The sequence below is a fragment of the Mycolicibacterium confluentis genome, assembly GCF_010729895.1.
GTDB lineage: Bacteria > Actinomycetota > Actinomycetes > Mycobacteriales > Mycobacteriaceae > Mycobacterium > Mycobacterium confluentis.
Genome location: NZ_AP022612.1, coordinates 5,163,301 through 5,185,079 on the forward strand (window position 1 = coordinate 5,163,301; position 21,779 = coordinate 5,185,079).

The following is a 21,779-nucleotide window of genomic DNA, read 5'->3' on the forward strand; positions in this document are numbered from 1 at the left end:
GCGGTGCTGCCCAGCTGGCGGCTCAGTCCGGCTACCGACGGTGTGTCGAACAGCGTCCGCACCGCGAGGTTGGCGCCCAACGTGGTGTTGACCGCCGAGATCAGCCGCATCGCCGAGAGCGAGTCACCGCCGAGGTCGAAGAACGAGTCGTCGACGCCCACCTTCTGCAACCCGAGCACGCGGGCATACATCGAGGCCAGGAGCTGTTCGGTCGGGGTGCTCGGCGCCCGGTAGCGGTCGACATCCAGGTAGTCCGGGGCGGGCAGGGCCCTTACGTCGAGTTTGCCGTTGATGGTCAACGGCAGTTCGTCGACGACGACCACCGCGGCCGGGACCATGTAGGGGGGCAGCTTGGCGCCCAGCAGGGATCGCGCGTCGACGGGGTCCACCTCTCCGGTGACGTAGCCGACCAGTCGTCTGTCACCCGGGTGGTCCTCGCGCGTCACCACGACGGCGTGCCGGACCCCGTCCAGGGCCGCCAGCGCCGCCTGCACCTCACCGAGTTCGATGCGGTAGCCCCGGATCTTGACCTGGTCATCGGCTCGGCCGAGGTACTGCAGCTGACCGTCCGGACCCCAGCGCACCAGGTCACCGGTGCGGTACATCCGGGCGCCGTTGGTGCCGAACGGGCAGGCCACGAACCGCGCCGCGGTCAGCCCGGGGCGACGAAGGTAGCCCTGGGCGACTCCGGTGCCGGCGACATAGAGTTCGCCGATCACGCCCACCGGCACCCGCCGCAACCACTTGTCCAGCACGAACAGCGCCGCGCCGGGCACCGGCAGGCCGATCGGGATGACCGAGACACCCGCGGTGAGCGGGGCGCTGATGGTGGCGTACACCGTGGTCTCGGTGGGCCCGTAGCCGTTGATCATCAGCCGTCCCGGTGCCCAGCGTTCCACCACCTCGGCCGGGCACGCCTCGCCTGCCACGACGGTCGCCACCGACTGCAACCCGGCCGGGGTCAACGCGGCCAGCGCCGACGGGGTCTGGTTCAGCACGGCGACGTGTTCGGTGAGCAGCAGCGTGTGCAGGTCCTGGGGGGAACGGGCCACCTCGTCGGGCGCGACCACCAGGCGCCCGCCGTGCAGCAGGGCGCCCCAGATCTCCCAGGACGAGAAGTCGAAGGCCAGTGAGTGGCACTGCGACCACACCTGCCCCGGCGTCAAGGACAGCCCGATGTCCAGCGACTCGAACAGTCTGACCACGTTGTGGTGCGTCACTGCAACGCCTTTGGGCGTGCCGGTGGTTCCGGAGGTGTAGATGATATGCGCGGTGTCGTCGGCCGCGGGCATCGGCAGGGCCGCGTCGGACTGTGCCTCGATGTCGGCGTCGTCGAGGCGCACCACCGCAACCCCGGAACCGATCAGATGCGCGGCGTAGTCGCCGGTGGTGATGGCGGCGGTGGGTGCGGCGTCGCCGAGCATGAAGCCGATGCGGGCGTCGGGATGGGCCGGGTCCATCGGCAGGTAGGCCGCACCGGTCTTGAGCACTGCCATGATCGCGATGACCGCCTCCACCGATCGCGGAACCAGCAGTGCCACACAATGTCCGGGCCCAGCCCCATGACCGACCAGCAGATGAGCCAACCTGTTCGACGCCGCATCCAACTCCGCATACGTCACCGTCTGCCCGTCACAGGTGACCGCCCCGGCCTGCGGCGTACGAGCCACCTGCGCGGCGAACAACGCCGGAATCGACGCCGGCACCGGCACCGGCGCGCTCAACACCGCCCGATTACCCCACTGATCCAGGCGGGCATGCTCACCGGCATCGACGACATCGATACCCGACACCGGCTGATCAGGATCGACGGTCATCGCCGCCAACACCGCGGCCAACCGATCCACCAACGCCTCGATCGTGGCCGCATCGAAGACATCCGTGCGGAACTCCACCGCCCCACCGATACCCGCAGGCTCCCCCGCAGCAGTCCAGCGCTCCGCCAACGAGAACGTCACATCCACCCGCGCGGTGTGCGTCTCCGCCGTCAACGCCATGGCACTGACATCACCGAGCACCGTCTCGACATCCTGCCCAGCGAAGTTCTGCCACGCCAACATCACCTGCACCAGCGGATGATGAGACAGACTCCGAGTCGGATTGAGCCGATCCACCAACACCTCAAACGGCACATCCTGATGCTCAAAGGCCGCCAGACTGCGCGCCCGCACCTGCGCCACCACCTCGCCGACGGTCGGATCCCCCTCAAGGTCGACCCGCAGCACCAACGTGTTGACGAAGAAACCCACCAGCGCATCCAACGCCGGATCACCACGCCCAGCGATCGGAAACCCCACCGCCACATCACTGCTGGCGCTGATCTTGGCCAACAACACCGCCAACGCGGCCTGCACCACCATGAACGGCGTCGCATTGCGCGCCCGAGCCAACCCGGCGATCTGCTGCTGCACCTCGACCGGCCAACTCACCTCCACACTGGCCCGCGATAATCGGCCACCGGCGGATACGGCCGATCCGTCGGCAACGCCATCTGCTCAGGCATCCCCGCCAACGCATCAAGCCAATACGCCAACTCCTGCGCGATCCGACTGTCCGGATCCTCAAGCTCACCCAACTGCGCCCGCTGCCACACCGTGTAATCGGCGTACTGCACCGGCAACGGCAACCACTCCGGCTCCCCACCCGCCGACGCGCCTCATAGGCCACCCGAAGATCAGCCAACAACGGCGGCACCGACACCCCATCAGCAGCGATGTGGTGCACCACCGCCACCAACACGAACTCCTCATCGGCAACCCGGAAAAGCCGTGCCCGCAACGGAACCTGAGAACTCAGATCAAAACTGGCACCCACCACCGCCGCCACGGCATCAGCCAGCACCTGCTCCGACCAACCACCGGCATCAACGACTCCCCACCCGAAGTCAACCGCACCACCATCGAGCACCACCTGCCGCGGAACCCCATCCACCGCCGGCAACACCGTCCGCAGAATCTCATGCCGCCCAACCACATCGGCCAACGCCGAACCCAACGCCCCCACATCCAGCGGCCCACTCAACCGCAACACCACCGGCATGTTGTACACCGCCGACGGCCCCTGCAACTGCTCCAGAAACCACAACCGATTCTGCGCAAACGACAACGGCACCACCGCAGGCCGCTCACCGGCCACCAACGGCGCAAACCCCCCACCAGAGGCACCGACCCGACCCGCCAACCCCGCCACCGTCGGCGCCTCGAACAACGCCCGCACCGACAGATCAGCATCCAACGCCGCATTGGCCGCAGCCACCACCCGCATCGCCGACAGCGAATCACCACCGAGATCGAAGAACGAATCCCCCACCCCAACCCGATCCAACCCCAACACCTCGGCATAAATGCCGGTCAACAACTCCTCCACCGCCGTCGCAGGCGCCCGATACCGCTCAAAATCCCGATACTCCGGCGCCGGCAACGCCCGCACATCCAACTTCCCATTCACCGTCAACGGCAACTCATCAACCACCACCACCGCCGCCGGCACCATGTAGGCCGGCAGCATGCTGGTCAGCTGTTCTCGCACCACGGCGGGATCGGCGGCGCCGACCAGGTAACCGACCAGGCGCCTGTCGCCGGAACGGTCCTCCCGGGCGATCACAGCGGCCTGCTCCACCCCGGCCACCGCCGCCAACGCCGCCTGCACCTCACCCAACTCGATCCGGTAACCCCGAATCTTCACCTGCTCATCGACACGCCCCAGATACTGCAGTTCCCCCTCGGCGGTCCAACGCACCACGTCGCCGGTGCGATACATCCGCGACCCCACCCCACCGAACGGACACGCCACAAACCGGGTCCCGGTCAGGCCCGGCCGGCCCACGTACCCGGTGGCCAGTGCGGCCCCCGCCACATACAGTTCACCGGCCACACCGACCGGCATCGGGCGCAACCGTCGGTCCAGGACGAAGAATCCCAGGTGGGTCAGCGGCAGGCCGATCGGGCTGGCGCTGCTGTCGGTGTCCCCGTCGTAGATCTCTCGGAACGACGCGTGCACCGTGGTCTCGGTGATGCCGTACATGTTGATCAGCCGCGGAGAGTGCGGGTGGTTGTCCGACCACGGCCGCAGTCGCTGCGGTTCGAGGGCCTCGCCGCCGAACACCACCGCCTGCAGCCGCAACTGCTCGCGAAGTTCGGGAGACAGCGCGGCGTCGGCGGTCTGCAGTGCGTAGAACGCCGACGGCGTGCGACTGAGCATGGTGACCTGTTCGGCGATCAGCAGCGCGTGCAGGTCCTGCGGGGAGCGGGCCGCGGTCTCCGAGACCACCACCACTCGGCCGCCGCGCAGCACCGCGCCGAAGATCTCCCAGACGGAGAAGTCGAAGGCCAGTGAGTGGCACTGCGACCACACCTGCCCCGCCAGATCCAGGTCGGGGTCCAGCGATTCCAGCAGCAGCGCCACATTGCGGTGCGGTATGGCCACGCCCTTGGGTGTTCCGGTGGTGCCCGAGGTGTAGATGATGTAGGCCGTGTCGTCGGGGTCCGGAAGCGGCAGCGCGGTGCTGGGCTGGGTGAGCACCGAGACGTCGTTCACCCCGATCACGCTCAGATCGGAGCCGGTCAGACCGGAGCCGACCAGCCGGGCCGCCAACTCGCCGGTGGTGATGGCGGCGGTGGGTGCGGCGTCGCCGAGCATGAAGCCGATGCGGGCGTCGGGATGGGCCGGGTCCATCGGCAGGTAGGCCGCACCGGTCTTGAGCACTGCCATGATCGCGATGACCGCCTCCACCGATCGCGGAACCAGCAGTGCCACACAATGTCCGGGCCCAGCCCCATGACCGACCAGCAGATGAGCCAACCTGTTCGACGCCGCATCCAACTCCGCATACGTCACCGTCTGCCCGTCACAGGTGACCGCCCCGGCCTGCGGCGTACGAGCCACCTGCGCGGCGAACAACGCCGGAATCGACGCCGGCACCGGCACCGGCGCGCTCAACACCGCCCGATTACCCCACTGATCCAGGCGGGCATGCTCACCGGCATCGACGACATCGATACCCGACACCGGCTGATCAGGATCGACGGTCATCGCCGCCAACACCGCGGCCAACCGATCCACCAACGCCTCGATCGTGGCCGCATCGAAGACATCCGTGCGGAACTCCACCGCCCCACCGATACCCGCAGGCTCCCCCGCAGCAGTCCAGCGCTCCGCCAACGAGAACGTCACATCCACCCGCGCGGTGTGCGTCTCCGCCGTCAACGCCATGGCACTGACATCACCGAGCACCGTCTCGACATCCTGCCCAGCGAAGTTCTGCCACGCCAACATCACCTGCACCAGCGGATGATGAGACAGACTCCGAGTCGGATTGAGCCGATCCACCAACACCTCAAACGGCACATCCTGATGCTCAAAGGCCGCCAGACTGCGCGCCCGCACCTGCGCCACCACCTCGCCGACGGTCGGATCCCCCTCAAGGTCGACCCGCAGCACCAACGTGTTGACGAAGAAACCCACCAGCGCATCCAACGCCGGATCACCACGCCCAGCGATCGGAAACCCCACCGCCACATCACTGCTGGCGCTGATCTTGGCCAACAACACCGCCAACGCGGCCTGCACCACCATGAACGGCGTCGCATTGCGCGCCCGAGCCAACCCGGCGATCTGCTGCTGCACCTCGACCGGCCAACTCACCTCCACACTGGCCCCGCGATAATCGGCCACCGGCGGATACGGCCGATCCGTCGGCAACGCCATCTGCTCAGGCATCCCCGCCAACGCATCAAGCCAATACGCCAACTCCTGCGCGATCCGACTGTCCGGATCCTCAAGCTCACCCAACTGCGCCCGCTGCCACACCGTGTAATCGGCGTACTGCACCGGCAACGGCAACCACTCCGGCTCCCCACCCCGCCGACGCGCCTCATAGGCCACCCGAAGATCAGCCAACAACGGCGGCACCGACACCCCATCAGCAGCGATGTGGTGCACCACCGCCACCAACACGAACTCCTCATCGGCAACCCGGAAAAGCCGTGCCCGCAACGGAACCTGAGAACTCAGATCAAAACTGGCACCCACCACCGCCGCCACGGCATCAGCCAGCACCTGCTCCGACCAACCACCGGCATCAACGACTCCCCACCCGAAGTCAACCGCACCACCATCGAGCACCACCTGCCGCGGAACCCCATCCACCGCCGGCAACACCGTCCGCAGAATCTCATGCCGCCCAACCACATCGGCCAACGCCGAACCCAACGCCCCCACATCCAGCGGCCCACTCAACCGCAACACCACCGGCATGTTGTACACCGCCGACGGCCCCTGCAACTGCTCCAGAAACCACAACCGATTCTGCGCAAACGACAACGGCACCACCGCAGGCCGCTCACCGGCCACCAACGGCGCAAACCCCCCACCAGAGGCACCGACCCGACCCGCCAACCCCGCCACCGTCGGCGCCTCGAACAACGCCCGCACCGACAGATCAGCATCCAACGCCGCATTGGCCGCAGCCACCACCCGCATCGCCGACAGCGAATCACCACCGAGATCGAAGAACGAATCCCCCACCCCAACCCGATCCAACCCCAACACCTCGGCATAAATGCCGGTCAACAACTCCTCCACCGCCGTCGCAGGCGCCCGATACCGCTCAAAATCCCGATACTCCGGCGCCGGCAACGCCCGCACATCCAACTTCCCATTCACCGTCAACGGCAACTCATCAACCACCACCACCGCCGCCGGCACCATGAACTGCGGGAGCCGCTCAGCCACGTCGGCGCGGGCCTGGGCCGCGTCCACCGCGCCGGTGACGTATCCGACCAGACGCTTGTCGCCGGGGCGGTCCTCCCGGGCGATCACAGCGGCCTGCTCCACCCCGGCCACCGCCGCCAACGCCGCCTGCACCTCACCCAACTCGATCCGGTAACCCCGAATCTTCACCTGCTCATCGACACGCCCCAGATACTGCAGCTGGCCGTCGTCACCCCAGCGCACGACGTCGCCGGTGCGATACATCCGCGACCCCACCCCACCGAACGGACACGCCACAAACCGGGTCCCGGTCAGGCCCGGCCGGCCGAGGTAGCCGACTCCCACGCCACGCCCGGCCACATAGAGTTCACCGACCACACCGGGGGACACCGGGCGCAGGAACCGATCCAGCACGAACAGCGCGGCGCCCGGCACCGGTGAACCGATCGGAGGTGCGCCGGCACCGGGCGTCAGCGGTGCGCTGATCGCGACGCACATCGTGGTCTCGGTGGGTCCGTAGGCGTTGATCATCACCCGGTCCGGCGCCCAGCGGTCCACCACATCGGCCGGGCACGCCTCGCCGACCACCACCAACGCCGTGGCGTCCAGGCCCTCCGGGGACAACATGCCCACGGCCGACGGCGTATGGGTCAGCACCGTGACGCCCTCGGCGACCAGCATCGCGTGGAAGTCGTCCGGCGAGCTCGTGACGGTGTCCGGGATGACCACGACCCGCCCGCCGCGCAGCAGCGCACCGAAGATCTCCCAGGCCGACACGTCGAACGACAGCGAATGGCACAGCGGCCACACACCCGGATCCGGCAGGCCCCCATCCAGATTCGCCAGCAGCTGCGTCACGTTGCCGTGCGTGATCGCCACGCCCTTGGGCTTTCCGGTGGTGCCCGAGGTGTAGATCAGGTACGCGATGTCGTCACTGCGGGCTCCGGGCAACGCGCCCTCAACCTGCGCCCCCGTCTCGGTCTCCCCGAGCTCGACGATGGACAGGTTCTGGTCCCGTACCCGCGATCGCAGCTCGGGTGTGGTCACCGCGGCCACCGGTCCGGCGTCCTGCATCACGAACCCGATGCGCACATCGGGGTGCGCCGGGTCGATCGGAAGATGCGCGGCACCGGTCTTGAGCACCGCCATGATCGCGATCACCGCTTCGACGGTCCGCTCCAGCACCACCGCGACGCATTCGCCCGGTCCGGCACCACCGGCAACCAGTCTGTGCGCCAACCGGTCCGACGCCTGGTCGAGTTGCCAGTAGGTCAACGACCCACCCGGGAAGGACACCGCCGTCGCCTCCGGTGACCGCGTGACGTGTTCGGCGAACAGGTCCAGGATCGACGGCGGCGCGCCGGTGTCTTCGAGCGCGGCCCGGTTCCCCCACTCGTCGAGTTGGTCGTGCTCCTCGTCGTCGAAGAGGTCGATGGCGAGCAGGCGCTGGGCGTCGGCGGTCATGAGTCACTCCCCTGGTCAGCCGTCATTGCCGCAAAGACCCGCTGCAGCCGCCGCATCAAGGTCGCAATGCGGGCCGGGGTGAACACGTCGGTGTCGTACTCGACCCGCATGTCGAGTTGATCGCCCGGGTGAACCTGCACGGTCAGCGGGTAGTGGTTGTACTCGCGACTCGAGGTCATCGTGACGGTCAGGCCGTCTGCACTCAACCGGCTCCCCGCTTCGATGGGGTAGTTCTGGTAGACGATCAGGGAGTCGAACAGTTCGTCATGCCCAGTGGCGCGGTGGATCTCGCGCAGCGACAGGTGCTGGTGCTCCAGCGTGTCGCTGTGTCGCCGGGTCAGCTGCCGCAGCAGATCGGCCACCGTGGTGTCTGGTGTGATGGTGGCGCGAACCGGCACGGTGTTGATCACCAGGCCGATGATGGTCTCGGCTCCGGCCACCTCCGCCGGGCGTCCCGACACGGTCACCCCGAACGCCACATCGTGCTGGCCGGTCAGCGAGGTCAACAGCAGCGCCCACGCGGCCTGCAGCACCGTGTTGACGGTGGTGTGGTGGGTGCGGGCGAGCTGTTCGAGTGCGCGGGTGAGGTCCTCGGGGACGGCGAACCGGTCCACCGCGCGCTGTCCGAGGTCGGTGCGCCCGGGTGGGCTGACCAGTGTCGCGGTGTCGAAGCCGCTGAACGCCCGGCGCCAGGCCGAGCGCGCGGCCTCGACGTCCCGGTCGGCCAGCCACGTCACGAATTCCCGGTAGGAGGCCGGGGTCGGCAACCGCTCGCCGAGGTACCCCGCGAAGATCTCGTGCATCAGGAGCGGCAGCGACCACCCGTCGATCAGGATGTGGTGGAACGTGACGACGCACAGGTGCTGCTGTTCGGCGGTGCGGACCAGCGCCACCCGGAATGCGGGATCGTCGGTGAACTCACCCACCGCGGCGCGCTCCTCGGCACACACCTGCTCGATCGGAGGCGAATTCGAAGCATCGTCCCCGACCAGATCCAGCTGGCTCCACACCGGTTCCGGATCGGCGGGGATGACCTGCACGGGTTCTGCGTACTTCCGGCAGAACCGGGCGGCGAGGTGCGGGTGCCGGTGCACCACGCCGTGCACGGCGGCGCGCAGACGATCGACGTCCAGCGGTCCGCTCACGGCGATCTCCACCTGCACCGCGTACAGCTCACCGAGGTGCCCCGTACCCCGCGTGGTGGTGGAGTGGAAGAGCAGTCCCTGCTGCAGCGGGGTGAGCGGCAGGATGTCCGCGACCCGGTGTGCGGCCTGGAGTTCGTCGATCTGCTGCTGGGCCAGGCGGGCCGGGACGATGTCGGACGGCGTCAGACCGCCGCCGCCGTTGCGCACGTGGGCACAGATCCCGGTCAGCGCCTCGAACCACAGCGTGCTCAGCTCGCTGATCTGTCGATCGTCGAAGATTGAACGCGCCCAGGTCCAGTCGGCGCGCAGCACCGGACCGGCGTCGGTGTCGGTGGTCACTGCGTTGAGTTCGATGCTGCGCGCCAACGGCATCGGAAGCTGGGCCGTGACGACCGTCGCGTCCATCCGGTCCTGGCTGATCCGCCACAGCTGCTCGGATCGCTCGGCCGCGGTCGCACCCAACCGGCCCAGGTAGTTGAACCCGACGGTCGGCTCCCGCTCGGGCAGACCCGCGTCAGGGTTCAGGTGCCGCAGCAGGCCGTAGGTGAGCCCGTCCGGATGCCCGCGCAACTGCTCCTTGGCGTTCTTGACCGTCGCACCGACCCCGGCCTCCCCGGCGACGAGTTGCGGCCAGGCCAACCGTGGCACGGTCATCGACACCGGATACTTCGTGGTGAACCAGCCGACGGTTCGGGACAGGTCGACGTCGTCGGCCACCTCCTCGGCGCGCCCGTGCCCCTCGACGTCGACCCCGATGGCGGACTCCAGGCCGAGGAACTTCGCCAACGCCAACCCGTAGGCGATGAGCAGGATGTCCTGCACGCCGGCATGGAACGCCGCGGGCACCTCGCCGAGCAGCAGTCGGGTCGAGTCGGTGTCCAGGCTGGCCGACAGCCGGCCGGCGCTGGCCGCGGTGTCCACGCCTGGCTGCGGAGCCGGTGTTGCCGCGGGGGTGTCGGACACCCGGCGCCACGCATCGGCCTTCTCGACCACCTCATCGGTGGTCGCATGGTCGGCCAACAATGCCGCCCACCTGGCGAACGATGTTCCCGCTGAGGGCAACTCGATGTGCTGCCCGCTGGTGTGCTGGACCCAGGCGATGTTCAGGTCCTCCAGCAGGATTCGCCAGGACACGCCGTCGACGCAGAGGTGATGGATCAGCAGCACCAGTTCCCGCGTGGGGTGCACCCACAACGCGCTGACCATGGCGCCCGCGGCGGGGGTCAGCCGTGATCTCGCCTCGATCAGCGCCTCGTCGGTGAGCGCGTCGACCGAGTGCAGGCAGTCGCGGGCGCGCACCGTCCCGGGTTCGGGAACCGTCAGCACCGGTCCGTCAGGGCCGGCAGCGTCGACCCGAACCCGCAGCATCGCATGCCGATCCAGCAGTGCCTGCAGCACCACCGCGGCGTCCTCCTCGGTCACCCCGTCGGGGGCCTGCACGACGACGGTCTGGTTGAACTCCTTGGTCGGATTTGACTGCGGGGCCTGATCGACCTGCGTGGTCTCGTCGAGACTGTGCAGCCACCGGATGATCGGGGTGGCCGGCACCGCGCCCACCCCGTCGTCGGCGGGGCCCTGCGCGTCGGCGACGTCGACGACTCTGGCCAGTCGCGCGACGGTCTGCTCGACGAAGACGTCGCGCGGCCGGCAGCGCAGCCCCGCTGCCCGCGCCGCGGTCACCACCTGCATCGACAGGATGCTGTCGCCGCCCAGTTCGAAGAACGAGTCGTCGACGCCGATCCGGTCGAGGCCGAGCACCTGGCAGAAGATGCCGCTGAGCACCTCCTCGACCGCGGTGGTCGGAGCCTGGTAGCCGGCCGACTCGCGGTACTCGGGTGCCGGCAGCGCGCGCTTGTCGAGTTTGCCGTTGACCGTCAACGGCAGCGCGTCGAGCACCACCACCGCGCTGGGCACCATGTAGGCCGGCAGCCGCTCGGCCAGTTTCGGCCGCACGACGGCCGGATCGACCGCACCGGTTGACGCCTCGGTGACATAGGCGACCAGGCGCCGGTCACCGGGCCGATCCTCGCGTGCGATCACCACGGCGTGCTCGACGCCGTCGACCGTACCCAGGACGGCCTCGATCTCGCCGAGTTCGATCCGGTAGCCGCGGATCTTGACCTGCTCGTCGGCGCGGCCGAGGTACTCCAACTGACCGTCGGCACCCCAGCGGACCAGGTCGCCCGTGCGGTACATCCGGTCACCCATCCCGCCGAAGGGGCACGCCACGAACCGGGATGCGGTCAGGCCGGGGCGGCGCACGTAGCCGTTGCTCACCCCGCGACCGGCCACATACAGTTCGCCGACGACACCGGCGGGCACCGGGCGCAGCCAGCCGTCCAGCACGAACAGCGCCGCCCCGGGCACCGGCACGCCGATCGGGACCACACCACACCCCGGCGTCAGCGGCGCGCTGATGGTGGCGTAGACCGTGGTCTCGGTCGGCCCGTAGCCGTTGACCATGACGCGTCCGGGCGCCCACCGGTCCACCACCTCGGCCGGGCAGGCCTCCGCCGCGATCATCAACGACGTGGTGTCCAAGCCCTCGTGGGACAGCACCCGCACCGCCGTCGGGGTCTGGCTCAACACGGTGACGCCCTCGGCGATCAGCAGGGCATGGAAGTCCTCCGGTGCCGCGGTGACCGACTCCGGGACCACCACGAGACGTCCGCCGTGCAGCAGCGCGCCCCAGATCTCCCACACTGTGTAGTCGAACGCGTAGGACGCGCACTGTGTCCAGACCTGCTCGGGCGTCAGGTCGATGCCGACGTCCATCGAGTCGAACAACCTGGTGACGTTGCCGTGGGTCACGGCGACGCCCTTGGGTGTGCCGGTGGTGCCGGAGGTGTAGATGATGTGCGCCAGGTCGTCCGGCGCCGGAGCCGGCAGCGGCGTGCTCGGCCGGTGCTGCACCGCGGGATCGTCGGCGACGACGGTGTCGAGAGCGCTGCCGCCGAACCGTTCGGCCAGGTCGGCCGTGGTCACCGCGGCGACGGGGGTCGCGTCGGCAACCATGAAGTCGATCCGGGCGGACGGCACCGCGGGGTCGATCGGCAGGTAGGCGGCACCGCTCTTGAGCACCGCCAGGATCGCCACCACGGCCTCGACGGACCGGGGGAACATCACGGCCACGCTGTGTCCCGGACCGGCGCCGCGGGACACCAGGTGGTGCGCCAGCCGGTTCGACGCCTCATCGAGTTCGCGGTAGGTGAGCGAGGCGGACTGCCCGGTCAACGCCACCGCGTCCGGTGTGCGCGCCACCTGGCCGGCGAAGCGGGCCGGGATCGAGACCGGTGTTGCCCTCTGCCCCAGCACATCCCGGTTGCCCCACCGGTCCAGCTGAGCATGCTCGTCGGGGGCGAGCAGGTCCGCCCGCAGCAGTGGGCGCTGCGGATCGCCGACCATCGCGGCCAACGCCCGCCGGTAGCGTGCGACCACCGCGTCGATGTCGGCCGTGCTGAACACCTCGGTGTCGTATTCGACGCGCAGGGCGAACTCGGATCCGGGTATCGCCTGCACACTCAACGGGTAATGATTCTGTTCCAGCGCAGTGAATTCCGTGATCTGCAGCCCGTCGGCACCCGAGAGCGCCGAGGTGTCGAGGGGGTAGTTCTCGAACACGAACAGGGTGTCGAAGAGCTGGTCGTGACCGGCGACCCGGTGGATGTCGGTCAGCGCCAGATGCTGGTGCTCGAGGGTGTCGTTGCTGAACCGCTGAAGCTGGTCCACCAGGTCGGCCGCGGTGGTGTTCGGGGTCATCCTGGCGCGCACTGGAACGGTGTTGATGAGCAGGCCCACGATCGAATCCGCACCCGCGAGGTCGGCGGGTCGGCCCGACACCGCGGTGCCGAACGCGACGTCGGCGTGCCCGGCCTGGGTGGCCAGCACCTGCGCCCAGGCGGCCTGCAGCACGGTGTTGACCGTGGTGTGCTGCGAACGCGCGAGTTCACCCACCGCGTCGGTGAGTTCGGTGGTCAGCGAATAGCGGCCGATGCCCCGTGGTCCCGGCTCCAACCGCCCGGCCGGGCCGACCAGGGTGGGGTTGTCGAAGCCGGCCAGCGCCTCGCGCCAGGCGGTCTCGGCGGCCGCGACGTCGCGGTCCAGCAGCCACGTCACGAAGCGCCGGTACGGCGTGGGGACGGGCAACCGGTGGCCGTAATAGCTGGCGAAGATCTCCTGCAGCAGAATCGGTGTCGACCACCCGTCAAGCACGATGTGATGGTTGGTCAGCACGAACCGGAACTGGTCGGGACCGGTGCGCAGCAGCGCGGCACGCAGCGGTGCCGGTCCGTGCAGATTGCACACCTGGGCACGTTCGGCCGCGCACAGCCGTTCGATCTGCTCGTCCTGCGGTTGATCACCGCGCAGTTCGGCATACCGCCAGGGCACCACCGGATCAGTCACGATCACCTGCACGGGTTCGCCGAACTCGGTGCGGAACCGGGCCGCCAGCTGCGGATGCCGGCGCACCACCGCGCGCACGGCGTCCCGAAGCCGGTCGGCGACGAGTGGTCCGGACAGCCGGATCTCCAACTGCACCGCGTAGACGTCGGAGCGCTCGGGCGCCGCGGTGGCGTGGAACAACAGGCCACGCTGCAGTGGGGTGACCGGCAGCACGTCGGCGACGCGGGGTCCCAGCGAATCGATCTGCTGCTGGGTGAGCCGGGCCGGTGCGATGTCCGACGGGGTCAGTCCGCCTCCGCCGCGCCGGATGAGCACACAGATTCCGGTCAGCGCCTCGAACCACAGCTGGTTGACCCGCTGCACCTGCTCCTCGTCGAGTACCGAACGCGCCCACGTCCAGCTGGCATGCAGCTGCGGTCCGGAGTCGCCGTACTCGAGGATGCCGGCATTGAGTTCCACACTGTGCGGCAACGGCATTCGGACTGCGGTGGCCGCAGCCGCGAGGACCTCACCCTCGGGATCGAGCCGCCACAGTTCGTCGGACATGTCCGCACCGGCACCGAGGCGGCCAAGATAGTTGAACACGATCGCGGACTCGGAACCGGCGAGGTCCACGCCGGGATTCAGGTACCGCAGCAGACCGTAGCTGAGCCCGTCGGGTTGTGCCCGCAGCTGCTCCTTGCCGGCCTTGACGACGGTGTCCAGCACCGCGTCGCCGGCCTGCACGTGCGACCAGGGCAGTGCGTCCGGATGCAGCGCAACAGGGAATTTCGCGGTGAACCAGCCGATAGTGCGAGACAGATCGGCATCAGCGCCCAACTCCTCGTCGCGGCCGTGCCCCTCCACATCGAAGCGGACGGGTTGGCCTCGGCGGCCCAGGAATTCGGTCCATGCCAACCCGAACGCTGCCACCAGGATGTCCTGCACGCCGGCGTGGAAAGCCGTCGGCACCTCGCCGAGCAGCAGCTGTGTGGTCTCGGGATCCAGGTCCGCCGACAGTCGCCCGGCGGTCGCGTAGGTGTCCCGACTCGGGTCCGGTGCGGCCAGCATCGGTGGGACCGAGCAGATCGCCCGCCAGGCCTCGGCGTGCGCCACAACGGCCGGGTCCAGGGCGCGCCCGGCCAGCACGCTGGACCAGCGGGCGAACGAGGTCCCCGTCGCGGGCACCGTGACCGGTTGTCCACTGCGATGCTGGGCACTGGCGATGTTCCAGTCCTCCAACAGGATTCGCCAGGACACTCCGTCGACCGCGAGATGATGGATGAGCAGCGCGAGCCGGCCGGTGCCGATCTCCCACAGCGCCGCGAGCATCGCCCCGGCCCCGGGGTTGAGCCGGGCCCGTGCCTCGATCAGCGTCGCGGCCGACAACTCTTCGACCGGCTGGACCAGGGTCGCCGCGTCGACGGTTCCGGGTTTCGGGACGCTCAGGACGTGGCCGGCGGCGTCGGGATCCCGCGGGTCCACTCGGTCCACCCGGGCCCGCAGCATGCCGTGCCGATCCAGCAGCGCCTGCAGGATGGTCACCACGTCGTCGTGCGTCACACCATCGGGTGCGCGCAGCACCACGGTCTGGTTGAAGTCGTCGGTCTGATCGGCACCGCCGACGCTCCACAGCCACCGCATGATCGGGGTGGCGATGACCAGTCCCACGCCGTCGTCGCGCGCCGCGGCCTCCTCAATCGCTCCCATCACCCGGGCCAGCCGGGCGGGCGTCTGTTCAACGAAGACGTCGCGCGGGCGGCAGGTCAGTCCGGCGGCCCGGGCACGGGCCACAAGCTGCATCGACAGGATGCTGTCGCCGCCGAGTTCGAAGAAGGAGTCGTCCACCCCGACCTCATCGAGCCCCAGCACCTGCGCGTAGATGTCGCACAGCACCATCTCGACCGGGTTCTCCGGGGCGCGGCGGGAGCCCGCACCGTCCGCGTAGTGCGGTGCCGGCAGCGCCTTGGTGTCGAGTTTGCCGTTGACCGTCAACGGCAGCGCCTCTAGCACCACCACCGCGGCCGGCACCATGTAGGACGGCAGGTGATCACTCAGCGCGGCCCGGGCGGCGGCGGGGTCGGCGGTTCCGGTGATGTAGCCCACCAGTCGGCGGTCCCCCGGACGGTCCTCACGCGCGATGACAGCCGCCTGCTCGACGCCGTCGAGCCCGGCCAACGCGCTCTGGATCTCACCGAGTTCGATGCGGTAGCCGCGAATCTTGACCTGGTCGTCGGCGCGGCCCAGGTATTGCAGCTGACCGTCTGCATCCCACCGGACCAGGTCACCGGTCCGATACATCCGTATCCCGGCGGCCCCGAACGGGCAGGCGACGAAGCGTGCCGCGGTCAACCCGGACCGGCCGAGGTAGCCGACCGCGAGTCCGCCGCCGGTCACATACAGTTCGCCGACCACGCCGACCGGCACGGGGGCGAGGTCGGGTCCGAGGACGAAAAAGCCCAGGTGCGCCAACGGCACTCCGATCGGGCTGCCGCTGCGTGCGGCGTCGGCCGCGACGATCGCCCGGAACGAGGCGTGCACCGTCGTCTCGGTGATGCCGTACATGTTGATGATCCGGGGCAGTCCGGTGTGCCGGTCGAGCCACGAACCGACCCGCTGCGGGTCCAGGGCCTCACCACCGAACACCACGGTCTGCAGTTTCAGCTGGTGGCCCAGTTCGGGCGACAACGCCTCGGCGGTCTGCAGCGCGTAGAACGCCGACGGCGTCTGACTCAGGATGGTGACCTGCTCGGTCACCAGCAGCGCCAGAAGATCCTCCGGCGAACGCGACACCGCCTCGGGCACGATCACCAGTCGGCCGCCGCCGAGCAGCGCGCCCCAGATCTCCCACACCGAATAGTCGAAGGCCAGGGAATGCGCGAGAGTCCAGACCTGACCGGACAACTCGAGGTCACCGCCGATCGAGTCGAGCAGTTCGATCACGTTGCGGTGCGGTATCGCCACACCCTTGGGCACGCCCGTGGTGCCGGACGTGTAGATCAGATAGGCGATGTCGTCCGGCGCCGGATCCACGAGCGCGGTGGGTGAATCGGCGGTCGACTGCTCGTCGGTGCGTGTGTCTACGTCTGTGTCGATGGCGATGACGGGGCCGGAGTGGCCGTCCAGACGGCTGCGCAGCGCCGCGGTGGTGACGACCGCGACGGGGGCGGCGTCGGCGAGGACGAAGCCGATCCTGGCGTCCGGGTGCGCCGGATCGATTGGGACATAGGCAGCACCGGTCTTGAGCACGCCCAGGATCGCCACGATCGCCTCGACGGACCGGCTGAACAGCAGCGCCACCCGCTGCCCCGGCGCGGCGCCGTGGGCGGCCAACTGCCGCGCCAGCCGGTCCGACGCCTCGTCCAACTCCCGGTAGGTCAGCGATCGACTCTGCTGACTCAAGGCCACCGCGTCCGGGCGGCGCAGGACCTGAGCGGCGAACGTCGAGGGGATGGACTCCGTCACCTCCGCGCGGTCGGCCGCCACCGCCCGGTCGCCCCACATCGCCGACCGAGCGTCGTCGAGCAGGTCCACCGAGGAGATGCGCCGGGCCGGATCCTCGGTGATGGCCAGCAGAATCCGCTGGAGTTGGGCGAGCAGCCGCTCGATACTGCTGGGCTCGAACACGTCGGTGCGGAACTCGACGGTCCCGCCGATGCCCGCCGGTTCGCCGTGCTCATCCCAGCGTTCACCGAGCGCGAACGCCAGATCCATCCGTGCGGTCCGGGTGGGAACCGGTATCCGCCGCACCCCGACATCGCCGAACGCCAGCGCGGCCGCCGGGTCCAGGACACCTTCGGCGGCGAAGTTCTGCCACGCCAGCAGCACCTGCACCAGCGGAGGATGCGTCATCGACCGGGTCGGGTTGAGCTGGTTCACCAGCACCTCGAAGGGCACGTCCTGGTGGTCGAAGGCGGCCAGGCTGCGCCGTCGCACCTGCTCCAGCAGTCGGGTGACGGTGGGATCCCCGGCGGTGTCGACCCGCAGGACCAGGGTGTTGACGAAGAACCCGACCAACTGCTCGAGGGCCGGATCGCGCCGCCCGGCGATGGAGAAGCCCACCGCCAGATCGGTGCTGCCGCTGATCTTCGACAGCAGCACCGCGAGCGCGGCCTCGACGACCATGAACGTGGTGATGCCGTGCTCCTGCGCCGTGGCACGGACTCGCCGTTGCAGCTCGGGCGGCCATTCCACGGTCAGCGTGGCGCCCCGGAGGTCGGCCGCCGGCGGATACGGCCGGTCGGTGGGCAGTTCCAGCCAGTCCGGCAGACCGGCGAGGGTGTCGCGCCAGTAGGCCACCTGTCTGCCGAGCCGACTGCCGGTGTCGGCGAGGTCGCCCAACTGCGCACGCTGCCACAGCGTGTAGTCGATGTACTGGACCGGCAGCGGCGCCCAGTCCGGGGCGCACCCCTGGTGGCGGGCCTGATACGCGGCGGCCAGATCCGCGACCAGCGGCCCGATCGACCACCCGTCGGCGGCGATGTGGTGCATCACGCCGACGAGCACATGCTGGTCGGCGTCCCGGCGCAGCAGCGTCACGCTCAGCGGAACCTCATGGGCCAGGTCGAAGGAGTGTCCGGCGGCTTCACCAATGGCCTGCTCGACCTGCTCCGGTGTCCACCCGGACGCCTCGACGACCTGCCATCCGAACTCGGCCTCCTCGGCGGGCAGGACGATCTGCTGCGGCACGCCGTCGGCGGCCCGGTAGAGCGTGCGCAGGCTCTCGTGGCGCGTGACGACGTCGGCCAGCGCGGCCCGCATCGCCTCGACCTCGAGCGGTCCGGACAGGTCCAGCGCCAGCGCCATGTTGTACACCGCCGACGGCCCCTGCAGCTGGTCCAGGATCCAGAGCCGATTCTGCGCGAACGACAGCGGGACCGACTCGGGTCGTTCGGCCGGCAGCAACGGATCCATGACGTCGCCGACCTCGCCCACCCGCGCCGCCAACGTGGCCACCGAGGGGTTCTCGAACAGCGTCCGCACCCCGATTCTGGTGCCCAGCGCGGCGTTGACCGCGGCCACCAGGCGCATCGCCGACAGCGAGTCGCCACCCCGATCGAAGAACGAGTCGGCGATGCCGAACCGTTCGACCCCCAGCACGGCCGCGAAGACCCCGGTCAGGATCTCCTCGACGGCGTCGCGCGGAGCCTGATAGCCGGCGGTGTCCTGGTACTCCGGCGCCGGCAGGGCCCGCCTGTCGAGTTTGCCGTTGACCGTCACCGGCACAACGTCGAGCAGCACGACGGCCGACGGCACCATGTAGGCGGGCAGGCTCTCGGCCAACGCCGAGCGCAGCTTCGCGGGTTCCGCGGTGCCGGTGACGTACCCGACGAGGCGACGGTCACCGGGCTGATCCTCGCGGACGACCACGGCGGCCTGCTCGACGCCGTCCAGTCCGGCCAGGGCGGCCTGAATCTCCCCGAGTTCGACGCGGTAGCCGCGGATCTTGATCTGCTCGTCGGCGCGGCCGAGGTACTGCAGTTGCCCGTCGGCGCCCCAGCGGGTGAGATCGCCGGTCCGATACATCCGGGTGCCCGGCGGCCCGTAGGGGCAGGCCAGGAACCGCGCACCGGTCAGGCCCGGCCGCCCGGCGTAGCCGACGCCGACACCCTGCCCGGCGACGTACAGTTCGCCGGTCACCCCCGGAGGGACGGGGCGCAGCCAGCTGTCGAGGACGAACAGCGCCGAGCCGTCCAGCGGCCTGCCCACCGACGCCGTGGCCGCGCCCGCCGGCAGCGGTCCGGTGGTCGACACCAGCATGGTGGTCTCGGTGGGCCCGTAGTCGTTGATGATCGTCCGCTGGGGGGCCCAGCGATCCACCAGGTCAGCGGGGCAGGCCTCGCCGGCCACCCTCAGCGTGACACCCTCGAGGCCGTCGGGGTTCAGCATCCCGGCCGCCGACGGCGTCATGCTCAGCACCGTGACGTTCTGCTCGATCAGCAGGGCGCGCAGATCCTCCGGTGACCGCGCGACCGATTCGGGCACCACGACCAGGGCGGCGCCGCGCAGCAGCGCCGCGTAGACCTCCCAGCCCGACATGTCGAAGCTGTAGGAATGCCAGTGTGACCACACTTCGGCCGGTCCTGCCGCAGGGTCGGCCGCGGGCAGGGAGGCGATCAGCTGGGTCACGTTGCGGTGGGTGATCGCCACCCCTTTGGGGACGCCGGTGGTGCCGGAGGTGTAGATGACGTACGCCACGTCCTCGGCGGCGGGCCCGGGTCCGGCGGCACCGGATCGACGGGCGCGGGCACCGGCTTCGACGTCGATCACCGTGACGTCACGGCCCATCACCCGGCTCGCCAGCCCGGTGGTGGTCAGCACGGCGATCGGCGTCGCGTCGTCGAGCATGAAATCGATCCGGGCATCGGGATGCGCCGGATCGATCGGGACATATGCCGCGCCGGTTTTCAGCACCGCAAGGATCGACACGACGGCGTCGACGGAGCGGTGCAACAGCAGTCCCACGCGTTGGCCGGGCCCGGCTCCACACTCAAACAGCCGGTGTGCCAAGCGATCCGCGGACTCGTCCAGTTCCCGGTAGGTCAATGACCGGCGCGCAGATCGGATCGCCTCCGCCTCGGGCGATCTGGCCACCTGTGCGGCGAACATCTCGGGGATGCTCAGCCCCGGGGCGGCGGGCCGAAGCAGCGTCGCGGCGTTGGCGAACTGATCCAGCTGCGCGTGGGTCGCCGGTTCGAGCAGGTCGATGGTCGACAGCGCCCGCTCCGGATCGGCGGTCATCGCCGACAGCACCGCGACCAGACGGTGCGCGAGTTCGGCGGCGTCCCACTCGGTGAACGGTTGCCCCGCGCCCGCGGTGCTGAGGCACAGGTCGCCGTCGGCGCTGGAGAAGATCAGCCCGAAACTGCCCACCGGTCCCGCGTTCGTGTACGAGGCCGTCGCTGTCAGTCCGCCGAACGACAGCGTGGTGGTGGACGGCAGGAAGTTGACCCCCACCCGCGCCGCCGAGCGCCCGGCCGTGTGGGTGCTGGCCTGTCGTTCCAGCGCGTGCACCGGGTAACGCTGGTGTTGGACGGCTTCCCGGATCCGGGTGTCGACGTGCCGGCAGAACTGTGTCACCGACGTCGCCGGGGCGAGTCTCAGCGTCAGCGGCACCACGCCGGCGAACATGCCGGGCAGCGTTTTGGAGGCGGGGTGCACTCGCCGGCTCACCGGGAAGTCCAGCACCACCTCGGGGCCGTCGGCGAACCGCCCCCGCAGCAGCAGGCTGCAGGCCGCGGTCAGCACCGAGGACCGCGGGATGCCGAGACGGTGGGAGAAGTCCTCCACCGCGGCGATGACCTCGGCGTCCAGCGGCAGCGGTGCGCTGGGCGGAGCCGGATCCGGGTTGCCGGCGACCGCCGGCGGGAGTCGATCGGTGTCCAGGTCGGGCGGCAGATTCTGGGTCCAGTAGGCCTCGTCGTCGCGGTGATCGTCCGAGCCCTCATACGCGGTCTCCAGGTCGACCAGGTCCTGCAGCGAACCGAACAGCGGCGGTGGCACGGGAGCGCCGGACACCACAGCCGTGTACACCGACGAGATGCGCTGCCCCGCCAGTCCCAGCGCGAACCCGTCGATGACGATGTGGTGGCAGCAGGCGAACAGGTGGAACTCGTCGGCACGGGTCTGCATCAGCGCGAACTTGAACAGCGGACCGGACAGTGGCAGGGGTGTGCGCTGAATCAAGGCCACGACGCGGTCCAGGTCGGCGCCGGCGTCGTCGGAGCCGGTCAGATCGTGGAACTCGAGCGCCACCGCCGGGTCCTCCAGCACGCGCTGCACGACCTGGCCGTCGATGTGCTCGAAGGACGCCCGGCCCGGTTCGATGTCACGGACCACGCGCCGGATGGCCCACTCCAGGGCATAGGTGTCCACCGCGCCGTCGATCTTCACCAGCAGCCCCAGCTGCCAGTCCGTCGCGGCGGTGTCCCCCGTCTCCTGCGACAGCCAGATGTCGAGCTGTCCCCGCGTCAGTGGCAGCGCGCGACTGTCCGACTCCATGCGAGTCCCCCCAAGGCTCCCCCGACCCTCGTGGACGAAAATGTCGTCCCGCTGCGTTCACAGCGGGACGGCGAA

General features: G+C 69.5%; 1 protein-coding gene and 1 pseudogene. Both read right to left on the bottom strand.

The window, feature by feature from the left end; genetic code table 11:
* Positions 1 to 20: 20 nt before the first annotated feature.
* Positions 21 to 8,175, bottom strand: a pseudogene (locus G6N34_RS24370) (amino acid adenylation domain-containing protein); the annotation flags it as partial.
* Positions 8,172 to 21,704: a non-ribosomal peptide synthetase gene (locus G6N34_RS24375; RefSeq protein WP_109788491.1), complete on the bottom strand. Its 13,533-nt coding sequence runs from the start codon at positions 21,702 to 21,704 to the stop codon at positions 8,172 to 8,174. The gene G6N34_RS24375 and the pseudogene G6N34_RS24370, both read right to left, overlap by 4 nt.
* Between the last annotated feature and the right edge of the window lie 75 nt (positions 21,705 to 21,779).

Coding starts and splice junctions, on each gene's coding strand:
- G6N34_RS24375 (WP_109788491.1), bottom strand. CDS start 21,704: ATGGAGTCGGACAGTCGCGCGCTGCCACTGACGCGGGGACAGCTCGAC.